Origin of the sequence: Paraburkholderia sp. JHI2823, from assembly GCF_038900695.1 — a bacterium.
In the GTDB taxonomy this organism is placed as follows: domain Bacteria; phylum Pseudomonadota; class Gammaproteobacteria; order Burkholderiales; family Burkholderiaceae; genus Paraburkholderia; species Paraburkholderia mimosarum.
Genome location: NZ_JAYMRY010000003.1, coordinates 349,240 through 365,372 on the forward strand (window position 1 = coordinate 349,240; position 16,133 = coordinate 365,372).

General features: G+C 63.3%; 11 protein-coding genes. 2 read left to right on the forward strand and 9 right to left on the reverse strand.

The window, feature by feature from the left end; all coding sequences use genetic code 11:
* Positions 1–84: 84 nt before the first annotated feature.
* Positions 85–1,776 (reverse strand): ATPase domain-containing protein, encoded by a 1,692-nt coding sequence (locus VSR34_RS06000; protein ID WP_342962088.1) that lies wholly within the window; start codon positions 1,774–1,776, stop codon positions 85–87.
* 267 nt (positions 1,777–2,043) lie between these two features.
* Between VSR34_RS06000 and VSR34_RS06005 the strand changes: the two genes are divergently transcribed.
* On the forward strand, positions 2,044–2,169 hold the full coding sequence (locus VSR34_RS06005) for a hypothetical protein (protein WP_255217820.1): 126 nt from the start codon (positions 2,044–2,046) through the stop codon (positions 2,167–2,169).
* Positions 2,170–2,213: 44 nt separating this feature from the next.
* On the opposite strand, the gene VSR34_RS06010 is transcribed toward VSR34_RS06005, so the two are convergent.
* From VSR34_RS06010 to VSR34_RS06045, 8 genes are all read right to left on the reverse strand, one after another.
* A complete protein-coding gene (locus VSR34_RS06010) occupies positions 2,214–3,779 on the reverse strand; it encodes an alpha/beta hydrolase (RefSeq protein WP_342962089.1) in 1,566 nt (521 codons plus the stop codon).
* 99 nt (positions 3,780–3,878) lie between these two features.
* Positions 3,879–5,342, reverse strand: coding sequence for an efflux transporter outer membrane subunit (locus VSR34_RS06015; protein ID WP_342962090.1), 1,464 nt, complete (start codon positions 5,340–5,342; stop codon positions 3,879–3,881).
* A gap of 89 nt (positions 5,343–5,431) precedes the next feature.
* The gene (locus VSR34_RS06020; protein ID WP_342962091.1) at positions 5,432–8,509 is read right to left on the reverse strand and encodes an efflux RND transporter permease subunit; all 3,078 of its coding nucleotides are present in this window, start codon (positions 8,507–8,509) and stop codon (positions 5,432–5,434) included.
* Entirely contained in the window at positions 8,506–9,570 is a 1,065-nt protein-coding gene (locus VSR34_RS06025) for an efflux RND transporter periplasmic adaptor subunit (RefSeq protein WP_342962092.1), read from the reverse strand. Before VSR34_RS06025 ends, VSR34_RS06020 begins: the two co-directional genes overlap by 4 nt.
* Before the next feature lie 163 nt (positions 9,571–9,733).
* On the reverse strand, positions 9,734–11,011 hold the full coding sequence (arcA, locus tag VSR34_RS06030) for an arginine deiminase (RefSeq protein WP_342962093.1): 1,278 nt from the start codon (positions 11,009–11,011) through the stop codon (positions 9,734–9,736).
* A gap of 21 nt (positions 11,012–11,032) precedes the next feature.
* Positions 11,033–12,457, reverse strand: a complete 1,425-nt coding sequence (locus tag VSR34_RS06035; protein ID WP_342962094.1) for a basic amino acid/polyamine antiporter — start codon at positions 12,455–12,457, stop codon at positions 11,033–11,035.
* A gap of 116 nt (positions 12,458–12,573) precedes the next feature.
* Positions 12,574–13,152 carry a hypothetical protein gene (locus VSR34_RS06040; protein WP_342962095.1) on the reverse strand — a complete coding sequence of 193 codons (579 nt, stop codon included), beginning with the start codon at positions 13,150–13,152 and terminating at the stop codon, positions 12,574–12,576.
* Between the two features lie 262 nt (positions 13,153–13,414).
* Positions 13,415–15,388: an alpha/beta hydrolase gene (locus VSR34_RS06045; RefSeq protein WP_342962096.1), complete on the reverse strand. Its 1,974-nt coding sequence runs from the start codon at positions 15,386–15,388 to the stop codon at positions 13,415–13,417.
* Between the two features lie 277 nt (positions 15,389–15,665).
* Here VSR34_RS06045 and VSR34_RS06050 point away from each other — a divergent pair, with 277 nt between their 5' ends.
* Positions 15,666–15,983, forward strand: a complete 318-nt coding sequence (locus VSR34_RS06050; protein WP_342962097.1) for a hypothetical protein — start codon at positions 15,666–15,668, stop codon at positions 15,981–15,983.
* Positions 15,984–16,133: the final 150 nt, after the last annotated feature.

Genomic DNA, 16,133 nt, shown 5'->3' on the forward strand with positions numbered 1-16,133 from the left:
GTGCCGGCCTCCCGCAACAGAGCCGCGGCGACCGGAGCATCCCGTCCCAGCGGCGCCAGGATCAGGGCGCGACATGCATTTCGATCAATCGTCGTCATCAGCCATGGCGCCGAGGTTCATCAGTGGCGCGTGCCCCACGAAAATCGGCACGCCGCGCAGCACTCCCTGGAACTCGTCGAGAGCGGCGCCTACCGTCAGCCCGTTTTCACTGATGCGAAATTCACGGATCGTTTCTTCGTGGCGGCCCGTGCGCTTCTTGATGACGGATACGGCGCGCCTGACCCTGCCTCGCGCCTCGAAATACCGCAGCAGAATCACGGTATCGGCGAGGTAGGTCACATCCACGGGTGCTTTCATGTCGCCGACGAGGCCATGCTGGGCCACGGTCAAAAAAGTGCTCGCGCCCTGCCGGTTCAGATACTGCAGCAGCTCGTGGATGTGAAGCACGAGCGCGTTTTCTGCCGGCATCGCGGCCTGATATCCGTTGAGGCTGTCGATCACCACCGTTTTCGCCTGCGCACCATCGACGCGCGAACGGACGCGGTGGGCGAATTCACCGGGAGACAGCTCGGCGGCATCGACCTGCTCGACGTGCAGACTGCCCCGATCGCGCATCGCCTCGAGGTCGAAGCCCATCTGGCGTGTCCGATCGAACAACAGGCCGAGTTCCTCGTCGAAGACGAACAGCGCCGCCTTCTCGCCGCGCTGAAGCGCCGCCGAAATGAACTGCAGCACGAAAGTCGATTTACCCGTGCCGGCCGGCCCGAGGACCAGCGTGCTGGATCCCTGCGCGACACCGCCGCCCAGCAGCGTGTCGAGTTCGGCGACACCGCTGCTCATCGTCTCGCGCGCACTGCGGAGCCGGTGCTCGGCGGCGACGAGGCGCGGGAAAACGGCAACACCGCCGGTCCTGATCGCGAAGTCGTGGTATCCGCCGCGGAACGCCCGTCCGCGATATTTCGAAACTTTCAACCGGCGCCGCTCCGCTCCGTAGTCAGGCGAGAGCTCTTCGAGCTTGATGACGCCGTGGGCGATGCTATGGACGGTCTTGTCGGTTGCCTCCGAGCTCAGGTCGTCGAGCAGCAGCACCGTTGCGCCATAACGCGAGAAAAAATGCTTGAGGGCCAGGATTTGCCGGCGGTAGCGCAGCGAACTCTGAGCGAGCAGGCGAATCTCGGACAAGCTGTCGAGCACGACGCGTTTTGGCTGCGTACGCTCGACGGCGCTGAGAATCGTCCTCGTGGTCTCGCCGAGTTCCAGATCCGACGAATACAGCAGACTCTGCTGCTGGTCCGCATCGAGCAGACTTTCGGGCGGGACGACCTCGAACACGTCGATTTCGTCCGCGAGATGCCAGCCGTGCGACGCGGCGCCGTTGCGCAACTCCTTCTCCGTTTCGGACAATGTGATGTAGAGCCCCCGTTCGCCCGCTTCCGCGCCCGTGATGAGAAAGCGCAGCGCGATCGTCGTTTTTCCCGTCCCGGGAGCGCCTTCCAGAAGAAAGATATTGCTCGCCGTCAGCCCGCCCACCAGGACATCGTCTAGCCCCGGCACGCCGGTTTTGGCTGTCTGAAGGTGGTTTGCCGTTTCAGTGGCCATCGATCGCTCCAGATTGCTTGAGGATGTTTGGACGAAGGTATGTCCCGCGATTATAGAAAGCGCATCGGCGATGCGGAGCAGGCGCGCGTCGAAGGCGTGCCCACACTGGCGTCGCAGCCGGAGAATCGACGGCTCACGGCATCGTCCGACAGGGCGAGCTGCCGCGTGCGGCGTCACCGTGGGTCGTCATGTTTCCTGAGCCCCTGTAAAGCGACGCATGATAGTCGCATTTTTTGGACCCGGCCCCCACGATGGGGTCAAGGGCGCTCGGTGGCGCAAGCGTGAACGGCGCCCGCTTCTCAGCGGACGTACCCGCGAGCGGAAGCGATGCAGGCCCGAATGCGCTAGCGAGGCGGTCCGGAAAATGCGCACGATGCAGTGCGCGCAGCCGGCGCGCAGGCCTGTGGCACGCCCAAAGCGCCACCTACCCGCTCCGGAGCGCCCATGCAATCCGATCCTCCGATTCCCGACCAGCCGGTGGTCCCTGATCTGCCCACGCCCGGCACCCCGACCGATGTGCCCGACGTCGGCACGCCGGAGCCCGAACCGGACCAGACGCCCCGTGAGTGAAGCGCGGCGCGGACAGGCCGCTGGAAACATGGGAGCACCTTGGTCTAGGGCTCGTCGCCCCCGACCGGTTCGAGCGCGTTCAGGTCGTCCGGAAACCCGTCAGGCTGTCCAGCCGCGGTTTCGTGGGTGCGCGGCGCGGACTTGACAACCGGTGTCGGCATCTGGCCCATACGTTCGTCGATACGTTCCAGCACGTAGGGGAAGAACGGATTCGACGCAATGCGAAACATCGAGTCGAGCGTCAGAATCAGCGTGCCGCGCTCGCCGCGCGGCGCTAGCGTGCCAAGGTGCTCGTGGAAGTTTTCCGAATCGTCCGGTGCGATGCCGTATAGCGTGTCCGTGACCGGGAATGGAATCGCGACGTGAGAGAGCGAGAAAATTTCCTGCGGATAATCGATATCCAACGGTTTCGTTGTCGTCTGTACTTCGCCTGCAGGGATACTGCGCTCGACGGTATGCGGCGAATCTGGTGAGGCGTTGCCAATCACCGTCGTGCGATAGTTCTGGGGCCCGGTGCGCAGCAGTCGCGAAATCGCCGTATCGAAAGCGGCGCGCAGGAAAGTCCTGAATCGCACGCTGCGGTTCACATCGAACAGCACCACTTCACTGCCGTTCTCGGGAAGCTTGTCATAGAGCGACGACATGATGGCGGGCGTGCTGACCGTGAAATCGGTCACCGACTGGAACGTCAGGATCGGCGGCAGCGCGTCGAGCCGGTTCTCGCGCTCGAGCCTCGCCATTTGGTCCTGAATGGCGGTGGTCAAGAGGTACGATTGACGGGCGCCGTTCACCGGGAAAGAGTTGTATTTGAACGGATTGAACTCCGGAATGATGCCGAGCCATGCCGCACGCGCGAACGCGGGCAGGACCGCAGGCAAGCCGGCGAGCCCCGCGAACCGCGCGTAACGCGTCACGCCGATCATCGGTGAAATGAGCACGACTCTGCTCGGACGCGTCAGCGCGGGATGCTCGATCGCATCGAGTGCATATTGGAGTGCCAGCGCGCCACCATTCGAAAAACCCACGAGTTCGAGCGGCTTGTCCGGCCCCACACGCCGACGCGCTTCCCGTACGGCGAGCCGGGTGGCGGCAGCCCAGGCCTGCCAGTGGACGTCGGCCAACCCGGCTGGCACCGTACCGTGACCCGGCATGCGGATGCCGATCGCGACGAAGCCGCGATCGCGATAGTGGCGTGCGATATGCCGCAAGCTGAATGGCGAGTCCGTCATGCCGTGCAACAGCACCACCGCACCGACCGGCGGCCCCTGCGGCTCGAGGATGTACGAACGGTTCCAGTCCTGTTCGAAGTGCCCAGGATAAATCGGCGCGCCTTCGTAGTACCGGTTCGTCGGAATGCGCTCGGACGGGCTCAGTTTCCCGACGACGTTGACACGAACCTCCTCGAAAATGCGTGCCTCGGCTTTCAGGTAGGCGTCCCAGTCCCCCGCGTCGATTTCCTCGACGGTCATTTCGCGCGGCACGTAGGTGTGCCAGACAGATAGACCTGGACCGCGCTGCGAGTACCACGCGCGCAAACCGATTGCGAGTATCACCAGCAGGACGACAACCCATGCGGCAATCTTGATCAGCTTCAGGGAGGTGCGTAGCATTCTCGTTCTCTTGAATCCGGTTGAGCCTCACATGGGTTACCGCTGCGTTGCGCAGGGCCCGTTGATAAAAAGCTGGGCGAGTTCCAAGCCTGCTCGATTTCACCTGCCTTGCACTGAATTGCCCCTTCCCGCAGCACTCAGTGCCACCGGCCTACGCGAATCGGCGATATCCACCCATCCGCCCCCCATGGCCTGATACACGCCGATCACCTGGTTGAAGCGCGAGGCCTGCAGGCTGGCGAGCGCAAGCTCGGCGGAGAACAGGTCGTTTTCGGAGACCAGCACTTCGAGATAACCGATCAGGCCGTCTTCGAACTTCAGCCGCGAAAGCCGCGCAAATTCGCGCAGCGCCTCGACCCGCTGCTGTTGCAGTTCGGCCTGCTCGATGGTCTTCTGCGAGCTGACGAGCGCATTGTTCGTATCGCCGAACGCACCCAGCACCGTCTGCCGGTAGACCAGTTCGGCCTGGCGCTTCTGCGCCTCGGCCGACTGCACCTGTCCGCCGATCGCGCCCGACGTGAAGATCGGCCCGGTCAGCCCCGCCGCGACCGACCAGACCTGTGCCGGCCCCGAAAGGAAGTCGCCAAATGCGGTGCTCACCGAACCGAGCGCGCCCGTAAGCGAGATGGTGGGATAGTACAGCGCGCGCGCCGCGCCGACATTGGCGTTGGCCGCGACCAGATTCTGTTCGGCCTGCAAAATATCGGGGCGCCGCTCGAGCAGCGTCGACGGCAGGTCCGCCGGTATCACCGGCGGCACGAGTTCGCTCACCGACTTGCCGCGCGGGATCGGCCCAGGTGTGCGCCCGAGCAGAACGGAGATGCCGTTTTCCACGATGCCGATCTGCTGCTCGATGGCCGGTATCGCGGTTTGCGCGAGCTTGTACTGCGAGCGCACCTGCGCAAGCTCCGTCTGCGAAACGAGGCCGTCGCGGTAACGCAACTCGAAGATGCGCAGTGTTTCGCCGAAATTGCCCGCCGTGGCCCGCGCAATGTCGAGTTGCCGGTCGAGCCCGCGCAGCGTGATGTAGCTGGTCGCCACGCCCGTCACGAGCGAAAGCACGACGCCGCGTTGCGCCTGTTCGCTGGCATAGACCTGCGCCTGCGCGGCTTCGGTCAGGCGCCTCACGCGCCCGAACAGATCGATCTGCCAGGAGGCGGACAGCATGCCCTGATAGAGGTTGAAGACGGGATCGAGCGTGGGCGGCAGCGGCGGCATGCCGGCCTGGCTCGCGCGGTTACGGCTCACGTTGGCGCCGTAGCCGATCTGCGGCAGACCCTGTGAGCGCGCGGAGCGCAGCACGCCGATGAACTGGTCGACGCGCGCGGCCGCGATGCGCACGTCGAGATTGCCCTGCAGCGCCGATTGAACCAGGTCGTTCAGCACCGGGTCGTCGAACTGCTCCCACCATGCCGTGTTCACGACCTCCTCGGCCTGCGGCAGGTCGATGCGCCACGTGGCCGGCACCTGCACTTCTGGGCGACTGTAATCGGGTCCCACGGTGATGCAGCCGGCCACGCAAGTGGCTGCGGCAAGCAGCGCGGCACGCGTCAGCGTTCTCATTACGGACTCCAGGTTCTGCTTCAAGCGCGTGTTGGGCATGCGCCGGGCGCTGCGGCCGCCGCATTCGACACACATCAGGCCTCCTGAACTTATACCGTCTCGCTCGCCGCACCCGCGGGCCGTTGCGCGAGCCGGTCTTCCCTGCCGAACACCACCATGTACAAGGCGGGCAGAAACACGAGCGTCAGCACCGTTGCCACCAGCAGCCCGCCCATGATCGCGAAGGCCATCGCCCCCCAGAACACCGTGGGCGCAATCGGGATCAGACCGAGCACAGTCGAGAGCGAGGTCAGGAACATCGGCCGTATGCGCGAGGTGCCCGACGCGACCACGGCCTCCAGCACTCCCATGCCCTCCTGGCGAAACGTCTCGATCTGCACGATCAGGATCAGCCCGTTCTTGGCGATCATGCCGATCAGCGCCAGAATGCCCAGAATCGCGACGAAGCCGAGCGGCCGGTTGAACACCAGCAGCGCGAGCACCACGCCGATCAGCCCCAATGGCATGACCGAAACCACCATGGCGAGGCGCCGGAAGCTCACCAGCAGCACCATCATGCTCGTGAGCATCAGCACGATCATGACCGGCACCACGGCAAACACCGATGCCTGGGAGATCGCGCTTTCCTCGAAGATGCCGCCGGTCTCGACCCGGTAGCCCCTGGGCAGCTTCGCCTTGAACGCGTCGATCTTCGGCGCCAGGGTCGCCACGACTTCGTTGGGCAGCGCGCCATGCATGACGTCGGCGCGCACCGTGAGCGTCGGCACGCGGTTGCGCCGCCATACCAGCGGCGACTCCTGCTCCTCCGTGAACGTCGCGAACTGGCTCAGCGGCACCATCCGGCCCGCTGGTGTGGGGACCTGCAACGTGCCCAGCGTCTGGACCGTGAGCGGCTGCTCCTGGTCGGCGCGCGCGACCACGTTGACCAGATAGATGTCGTCGCGGATCTGCGTGAGGGGCGTGCCCGTCACGATGGTGTTCATGATAGCGGCCAGCGCTGCACTGCTCACGCCGAGCTGGCGCGCCTCATCCTGATCGATGTGGATGCGGATCTGCCGGGCCGGCTCCATCCAGTCGAAATTGACATGGCGCGTGCGCGAGTCCGCACCCACGATGCCGGCGAGATCGAGGGCAACCCTGCGCACCTGTGCCGGGTCCGGGCCCGAGACGCGGTACTGCAGCGGCCAGCCCACCGGCGGCCCCAGTTCCAGCGGCGACACGCGTGCCACGATGCCGGGAAACTGCTCGCTCAGCACCTTCTCCAGTTTCAGTTGCAGCCGGTCGCGCGCCTCGAGGTTTTTTGCCACCACGACGATCTGGGCGAAAAATGGATTGGGCAACTGGGCATTGAGCGTGAGAATGAAGCGCACGGCGCCACGGCCCACATAGCTGCTGAAGTGATCGACATCGGGATCGCTCTTCAAAATGGCTTCGATGCGCGCGACCTGCGCCTCGGTGGCGTGGATCGACGCGTTCTGGCGCAAGGTCAGATCCACCGTCAGCTCGGGCCGGTCCGACGCGGGAAAAAACTGCTGCGGCACGAAGCGCACCAGGAAGATCGACACCACGAACGCGGCCAGCGTCACCGCGAGCGTCAACCACCTCATGCGCAGCGCGCCACGCAGGAAGCGGTCATAGGCCATGATCATCCTGCCGGGCTTGTCGGGCGCCTTGTCTGCCTTCGGCGCCTTCAGGATGGCCTGACCCACGAGCGGCGAGAAAATCACGGCGCCAAACCACGACACGAGCAGCGCGATGGCGACCACCGAGAAAATGGAAAACGTATACTCGCCCGCCGAACTCCTCGCGAAGCCGATCGGCACGAAGCTCGAAATCGACACGAGCGTGCCGATCAGCATCGGCGCGGCGAGCGTCCGGTACGCGAACGTCGCCGCCTGATCCTTGGTGTCGCCCGCGGCGAGCCGGTTGATCATGGCATCGACGGTCGTCATGGCGTCGTCCACCATCAGCGTCAGCGCGATGATCAGCGCGCCTAACGACACGCGGTGCAGGTCGATGTGCACGACGTCCATGATCGCGAACACGATCGCCAGCGTGAGCGGAATCGACGCCGCCACCACCGTCCCCGGCCGGACGCCCAGACTCACGAAGCTGCACGCGAGGATGATGATGATGGCCTGCCAGAGCGACGCCATGAAGTCGCTGATGGCGACATCGACCGTATCGGACTGGTTGGCGACGAGAAAAGGCTCGATGCCGGCGGGCAGGTTCGCGGTCGCATCGGCCATCTCGGCCTTCAGGTTGTGGCCGAGCGCGAGGATGTCGCCCGAATCGCGCATCGCGATGGCAAGGCCGATGGCGGGCTTGCCGTTGACACGGAACATCGGCTGCGGCGGATCGGCGAAGCCGCGCCGGATGGTGGCGATGTCGCCCAGGCGTACGATGCGACCGCCCAGCACGAGGTTGACGTTCCCGATATCGCGTTCGGAATCGAAGGCGCCCGTGACCCTGAAGAACACGCGCTCCTGCCCGGTCTGCAGAACCCCCGACGGCCGGATGACATTCTGCGAGCGCAATGCCGCGACGATGGACGGGTAATCCAGACGCAGGCCCGCGAGACGCGTGGTGGAGAACTCGATATAGATCTGCTCGTCCTGCGCGCCGAGCACCTCGATCTTCGAGACGTCCGGCACCAGCAGCAGACGCGAGCGGATCGCCTCGACGCGATCACGCAGCTCGCGCATGTTGTAGCCGTCGGCGGTGAATCCGTAGATGATGCCGAAGGTGTCGCCGAAGTCGTCGTTGAAGAACGGCCCGAGCGTACCGGCTGGCAGCGTCTGGCGCATGTCGCCCACGTTCTTGCGAACCTGATACCAGATGTCCTGCACTTCGGCGGGCGGCGTCGATTGCAGCAGATCGACGAAGATCGTCGTCTGGCCCGCCGTCGTATAGCTGCGGATGCGATCGAGATGGCGGGTCTCCTGCAGCGTGCGCTCGAGCCGCTCGGTCACCTGCGAGAGCGTGTCGTCGACCGTGGCCCCCGGCCACACGGCGGAGACCACCATGGTGCGGAACGTGAAGACCGGGTCTTCGGCGCGCCCCAGCCGGAAGAACGACAGGGTGCCCGCCACCAGCGCGGCGATCATGAGGAACACGACCAGCGGGCGCTTCGCGAGTGCCCATTCGGATAGATTCGGGCCGATCACCTGGCTACCCCGGTCCAGTGAATTTTTTGTCCCGGCCGCAATGCCTGCACGCCGGCCGTCACGACCACGTCGCCTGGGGCGAGGCCCTGCGAGACCTGCACGCGCTCCTCGCCATACGCCTGAAGCTGCACCTCGCGCACCGACACCGTGTCCGTCTTCGTATCGACCACCCACACCGCCGGCTTGCCTGCGGGCTGGATCAGCGCGCTCGAAGGAATTTCGATGGCGGGCGGCCGCTCGACCTTCATGTGGCCGGTGACCGTACTGCCCAGGCGCATGGCCGCCGGTGGATCGACCAGGCGCACCCTGATCGCGAAGGTGCCGGTCACGGGGTCGGCGCGGGGCGATACTTCGCGCACCTTACCGATTGCCGTCACCTGCGGGTTGCTGGCCAGCGCCACGACGATGTCGGGGTTTTGCGGGGCGACGTCCTTGATGGCGGCGGGCACGTCGAATACCGCATCCACTGCGCCTTCGCGGGCGATCTGGACGATCATGCGGCCGGCCGGCACCACCTCGCCCGTCTCGGCGCCGCGCGCCGTGACCACGCCCGCGACATCGGAAACGAGATCGGTATAGCTCAGGCGGTTCTGCGCGATGCTCACCAGCGACTGCGCCGAATCGACCTGCGACTGCGTGATCTTCGCCATTGCTTCGGACTGCTCAAAGGAAGCGCGCGAGACGGCGTGCTCCGCGAGCAGATCGCGCATGCGGGTAAACATGGTGCGCGCTTCGAGCGCCTGGGCCTGGGCAGCGGCCAGTTGCGCGCGGGCGGACTGCAGGCTGCTTTCCTCGTTCATCCGGTCGAGCCGCGCGAGCACCTGGCCGGGCCTCACGCGATCGCCGACATCGACGTTGCGGGCGATCATCCTTCCGTCGATACGGAACGACTGGTTGATCTCGGCCTGTGCCTGCAGCCGGCCGGTGAGGGTGATGGTGCTTCCCGCGTCCTGCTTTTCTATCGTGATGACGCGCACCGGACGCACTTCCGCCACCGGCGCCTCTTCGTTCTTGCGGCAGCCCGTCAACAGCGCACCTGCCGCCAGGACACCCACCGTCACGGTCAAAGCCAGGGATACCGATCGCCCCGTTGCTTGTATGGCAAACACTGATGTACTCCTCCGGCTCGCTGGACGCGGCTGCCAATATTCATCTTCACACCGAACTGACAGCGCACCCTCTCGCAGCGCCCGCTCGCGCGGGCGCCCCCTTTATGCCTGAGTACTAGAAATCCACCGCATCGCGAATGATCGGACACGTCATGCAATGCCCGCCGCCGCGCCCGCGCCCCAGTTCCGCGCCCACGATCGTCACCACCTCGATCCCGGCCTTGCGCAGCAGGGTGTTCGTGTACGTGTTGCGATCGTAGGCGAACACGACGCCCGGCGACGTGCAAACCAGATTCGCGCCGCTGTCCCACTGCGTGCGCTCACGCTGGTAGTCGTTGCCGCCCGCTTCCACTACGCGCATTTTCTTGATGCCGAGCGCGGCGCTCACCACTTCGACGAAGGACTTTTTCTCCTGATGCAGTTCCACGCCCGCCGGATGGTCGCTGGGCCGGTACGTGAACGTGCGGGTGCGCGCGAGGAAATCCGGCGCGATCAGCACGCAGTCGCGGTCGGCAAACGTGAAGACCGTATCGAGGTGCATGGCCGCGCGAATCTTCGGCATGGCCGCCACGATCACCTGCTCGGCCGCGCCTTTCTGGAACAGCGTGGCGGCGAGCTGGCTGATCGCCTGGCGCGACGTGCGCTCGCTCATGCCGATGAGCACCGTCTTGTTGCCGATGGGCATGACATCGCCGCCTTCGAGCGTGGCCATGCCGTGATCCAGCGTCGGGTCGCCCCACCAGACGTTGACCTTGCCCGCGAAATCGGGATGAAACCGGTAAATCGCGGCGGCGAGGATCGTTTCCTCGTGCCGTGCAGGCCAGTACAGCGGATTGAGCGTCACGCCGCCGTAAATCCAGCAGGTGGTGTCACGCGTGTACAGGGTGTTGGGCAGCGGCGGCAGCAGATATTCGGTGGAACCCGCCGCTTCCCGCACGACCTTGAGCGCCATGCCGCCGTGCGCCTCGGGGAAATCGTAGATCGAGAGGCCGCCAAGCAAGGTCTCGGCGAGCGTGCGATCGTCAAGTCCTTCCAGATAGCTTCGCAGTTCGTCGATGAAACCCAGCCCCACCTGGTTCGGCACGATCTGGTTATCGAGGATCCACTTCTTGCCTTCTGGCACGGCCACGGTTTCGGCGAGCAGGTTATGCATCTCGACCACCTCGACGCCGCGGTCGCGCATCTTCGTGACGAAGTCGAAGTGGTCGCGCTTCGCGTTGTCGACCCATAGCACGTCGTCGAACAGCAACTCGTCGCAATTGCTCGGCGTGAGGCGCGAGTGCGCCATGCCCGGCGCGCACACCATCACCTTGCGCAGCTGCCCGACTTCCGAATGAACCCCGAAGGGGCTTTCTTCCTTCACCTTGCCGTTCCCACCACCCTTCTTCGCCATATCGATCTCCGCTCGTCCCAGTTAGATCGCCATGAGGCCCGTTGCAAGGGCAACGATGCACACGATGGCCGCAACAGCCGTCACGATGAAAATGGCCCAGTCGCTCATACCTTCGAAGACTTTCAGGTTTCGCTCGCGCCGTGCCATGACGTACAGCACCGTGCCCGGTGCATAGAGAATTGCCGCCAGCAGGATGAATTTCACCCCACCGGCAATGATCATGAACAAGGTGTAGATCACCGCGACCGAGGCGAACGCGAGGTCGCGTCTGCGCTCTTCGGGCCGCACCTCGTAGCTCTCGCCCCGGTTCGACACCATCCATCCGTAGGCTGCGACGAACAGATAGGGAATCAGCGACATGGAGCTCGTGAGATTGAGCATCAAGGTGAATGCATCGCGCGAGAAGTACGTGCTCGCGACCAGAATCTGTACCACGATGTTGGTGATCCAGAGCGCATTGGCTGGCACGTCGTTGGCGTTTTCGCGCGCGAATATCGCCGGCATGTCCTTGTTTTTTGCCGCGGCGAACATGACTTCCGCGCAGATCAGCGACCAGGCCAGGTAAGCGCCGAGCACCGAAACGATCAATCCGATGCTTACGAATACTCCACCCCACGGACCGACCACGCTTTCGAGCACGGCCGCCATGGATGGCTGCCGCATGCCTGCCACGTCAGCACGCGGCAGCACGGCAAACGGCAGCATCGAGACGAGCACCATGAGCGCCGTCACCGCGACGAAACCAAAGATCGTTGCACGCCCAACGTCCGTGCGCTCCTTCGCATAGCGCGAATACACGCTCGCGCCTTCAATGCCGATGAACACGAACACGGTGACAAGCATTGTCGCGCGCACTTGCTGGAGAATGCCGCCCTCTTGGTCCGCGGACTCGATATTCAGGCGGAACGTGCCGTACTTGAACACGAAGAGCAGGATGACGATGAACACCAGAATCGGAACGACCTTGGCGAACGTCACGACGGTATTGATGAACGCCGCCTGCTTGACGCCACGCAGAATGAGGAAGTGAAACAGCCAGATGCCGATCGACGCCACGACGATCGCCGTCACCGTGTTGCCATCTCCGAAGACCGGAAAGAACGCACCGAGCGTGGACTTGATCAGCACCCAGTACGAGACGTTGCCGATGCAACTGCTGATCCAGTAGCCGAATGCGGAGAGGAAGCCCGGGTAATCGCCGAAGCCCTCCTTGGCATAGACGAAAACGCCGGCGTCGAGGTCGGGTTTTCGCTCCGCGAGCGCCTGAAACACGCGCGCGAGCATGTACATGCCTATGCCAGCCACGAGCCACGCGATGGTGGCACCAACCGGCCCCGTCGCATTGGCGAATGTCCGCGGCAGGGAGAATATCCCCGCCCCCACCATGCCCCCGACGACCATCGCCGTCAGTTGCATGCGACTCATCTTCTGCACGGTATCGGCCATCGCTTTCCTCGCTTTATCTGGGACTTCGTTCTAACGAGAAATCAACCCCACCTGCGTCGTGAAACACGAATCGTTATCCTGACGATAATCACCGCGCTGCGGAAATCACTTGCGCTTCATCGGGTCACGCGAACGGCGTTGTGACCGAACTGCACGCGAACAGCGTCACCCGGGAAAAGTTGCTGATCGGCATCTTGCGTCACGGAAATCAACTGCCCCGAATCCAGACGAACGCCGATTTCAACGCCCGCTCGCCGCGTCACACGCGACTCGACGGCATTGCCGGCCAGTCCGCCCAGCACCGCACCGCCAACGCCCGCGGCAACGGCGCCGTTACCGCGCCCGATGTTGCTGCCTGCCGCTATGCCGCCCAGTGCGGCACCCGAGACCGCCCCTACACCGGTCGGGCCGGGTTGGATCGTGACAGGCCGAACGGTTTCGATCACGCCAGTCTCGACCACCTGCGCCTGCTGCGCCTGGGCCGGCGTAAAGCTGTTGGCCGAAGTTGGCGTATCGCAGCCAGTGAGCGCAATCGAGGCGAACAGCGAGCCAATCAAAATGCCGGCGAAATGTCGCATGACAATCCCCTTGTGATATTCACTCCCTACCCAGTGCCCGTCAGCTGACCGCTTCTCCCGGCGTCTGCCTGCATCCTTTAATTCCAGTTCGCCAATCCGTGAAGCGTCGTTGGCCACGACGTGGACGGACGATCCTATTATTTGGACACCTGATTAACGTCATAACATTTACAGCAATATTTTTCTGTGTCTTCAATCGAATTTATGCCTTCAACAGGTCATTTTCAAACCAGTATTACCCTGGTTCATGAATTGTTAATTCATCCCTGACAGTTATCAAGATTCTACGCATCTTCGCTTTTATCCGGATCGTAGATGTGCAATGAAACGCAAACGCGGAATGCCTCGCAAACAATTACGATCGCGCGACCGCCCCGTATCACCTCGCTTCCGCTGCCCCACAAACCTTGCCACGCGCATCGATCGTTTCGATGTCCTCGTGCAAGATCCGGCGGATTTCGAGAATCGCCTCCGGTGTCTGCTGGACGCTGTGTCCGGCGACGATCACCTTTTCCGAAAGGGCGCCCGCGAAATGCGCACTGCGATAAGGCACCACGCCATCATAGGAATCCTCCAGCGGTCCGTTCTCCCGCCGCCTTGCGATGATCGAGTGAAAGCACACCTGAGGGCTGGCCGGTAGCTGCGCAGTCACACGGATCATTGGATCGGTTTCACGCAATTGCTCGATACTGTTCGGTACATGAAACGTCTTACCCTGGGGATCCAGACTTGTCGCAGTTTGCATCACGTCCTCGATTTCTGTCAGCAGTGCGAGTGGCAACCGCACGAGATTTGCAACCCATCGGGACAGGCGATTGCTCGCGAATGGCGTGCCCCGGTGTGGCGCGGCGATGAAAATCGTTCGCTCCACCTGCGGCATCGGCTCGAAGCGCAGCAAGCGATTGAGCCGCTCATCCGCGCGATCGACGTCGGTGCCTTGGGGTACATAGGTATCCTTGAAGGCCGCCCATAGCTCGTCGCCGGAACTCGAGACCAGCAGCCTCGCAAGAACGCCGCCCATGCTATGGCCTATCAACACCATGCCGCGCGAAGCCGGCATCGTGCCGTCAGGATCGAAGTGTACGAGCGTTCCTTGAATGGCTCTTCGAATCCGTGCAAGGTTGACCAGGATGGGGACGTTGGTCGGGTAGTAAACCTGCCACACCTGAAAATGCTCCCGCAGCAATAAATCGCCCTGAATATCGTTCGCAACATTGACCCATGCTTCCGGGCTACTCGCAAGACCGTGCAGCATCAGCACGATTCGCCGATCGGGATCGAAAGGCTGCATCAAATAGATGCGAGGACGATCAATGCCGCGCGAGCGCCCGAAGAGCGTGCGCAGCGACTGGCCGGCGAAGCCCGAGCGCGCCAGCCAGATCCCGTAGCCTGCACTGAAATTCGCGGCCAGCGGCACAGTCTGCCCGTGATGCTCGACACGCTCCTCACGATAGGGGTCGTAGACGGACAAGGTGACGTCGCGCGAGCGGAGGACTTCGTCGAGCGCCCCCTGACTAAACCAGACCAGCGCGGTGACATTCGGCGAGGGCATTTCGCTGAACGGGCGGTTGTCTTGTGCTGGACTCGGGGCGGCTGGCTGCGAAAGGTCTGGGCCGGCGGTCGCATCGACATCGGAACCGGCAGCGCCGTCCTGCGAAGGCTCGCTCATGACCGCGACGAGTTCCGCGCCGAGCCCATCGCGGCGGTAAATGCTGCGCAGCCCCGCAAACGACAACCTGGAGGCGGGAATCACTTCGCGTGGTTCGCGCACGCCTTCTGGCAGCCTGACCCGGTGCAGGTCGAGATGAATGCTCCAGCCGGCTATGAACTGGGTACCGTGACCGCCACCGCCGGACTCCGAATCGAGCGCCCCGCGCAGGAACAGCGCGCCGGCCAGTTCCTGGACTGCGTAGTTATAGTAGTCACGGACCTGCGTCTGTCGATCCTCGAAGGCTCGTTCGCCGGCCGTGCGCTGACCGAGAAATAAAAATGCGTACGAGTAGCGCGCGGTTTTGAGCCACAAATCAAATTGCGTATCGTTCCAGGTGGTGCCGTTCGTTGGCGTCTGCGCAATGGCCATCTGCAGGGATAGCTCGGCCAAACTGGCGAGTCGCCGATCGATGTCGATTCCGTTGACAGAAGCGATTGCGTCAATACACGGTTGAGGCTCTCTCTGGCAGGCGCTCTCGTTGAGCGCCGCAACGCGCACCACGTCTCGTGTGGCGGCGCTCAGGCGGCCGGTCGAAAGCACGTCGCCGCGCCGCATGGCGATGTATTGCTGCGGCCCTTGCGAACTGACGGTCACCATCGCACAGCCGGACAGCAGACCCGAGAATAGAAACGTAAGGATCAAGCTACGCGGGTTCCGCAAAGACAGGATGCATGCTACGACGAGTTGAGCCCAGGAATGCTGACGGGCGGATTTGCCGCATTCACACGGGCGATTCGGGACTATTGAATAACGCGCGCGGTTCAAGCATGCGCACGACATTGCGACGAGGCACGCAAGGTCGGAAAACGTTGGCAGCCCGCGGTCAGTGAACGGACTTTCACACGCCCGATCAAGCGGACGTCCTTGCAATACCGTGCAGTCGTTCTCGCGGTCAATCATTTCGATGTAGACCGTCATCATGGCCGGATTGTCAAAAGGCTTGCCGATTTCCCAACTCGGCGACGATCCTTCAGACGAATCAGAGACGCTGACGGATGAATTGCCGACTGCCGGTGATCGTTGCGAGCGCGACCTCCGGTGCCTTCAATGGCCGGTTGATTTTGTCGCGCCGCGTAATGTCCTGTCCCAGCCCCATTGCGCGCGCATCGAGGATGGAACGGGGCCAACATACCATTGTTTATCGATAGCAGCGCTGACGTTGCTCGCCGCCCGCCCGCGCCAGCAAGGACTTGGGCGGAACGCTCTGCTGTTTCGCGTCGCCGATGCGTTGAAGTGATATTTCCTGGCTCTCGCCTTCCATGCTGCATTGTGGAATGCCTGCCTGGCCGCATTGCGACACGGCAATGAAACGGATTCAACGGCAGCACTTTTCGATGCGCCGATAACCTACGCGATTCAATCAGGATAGCTAAAGTAAATTATGCAG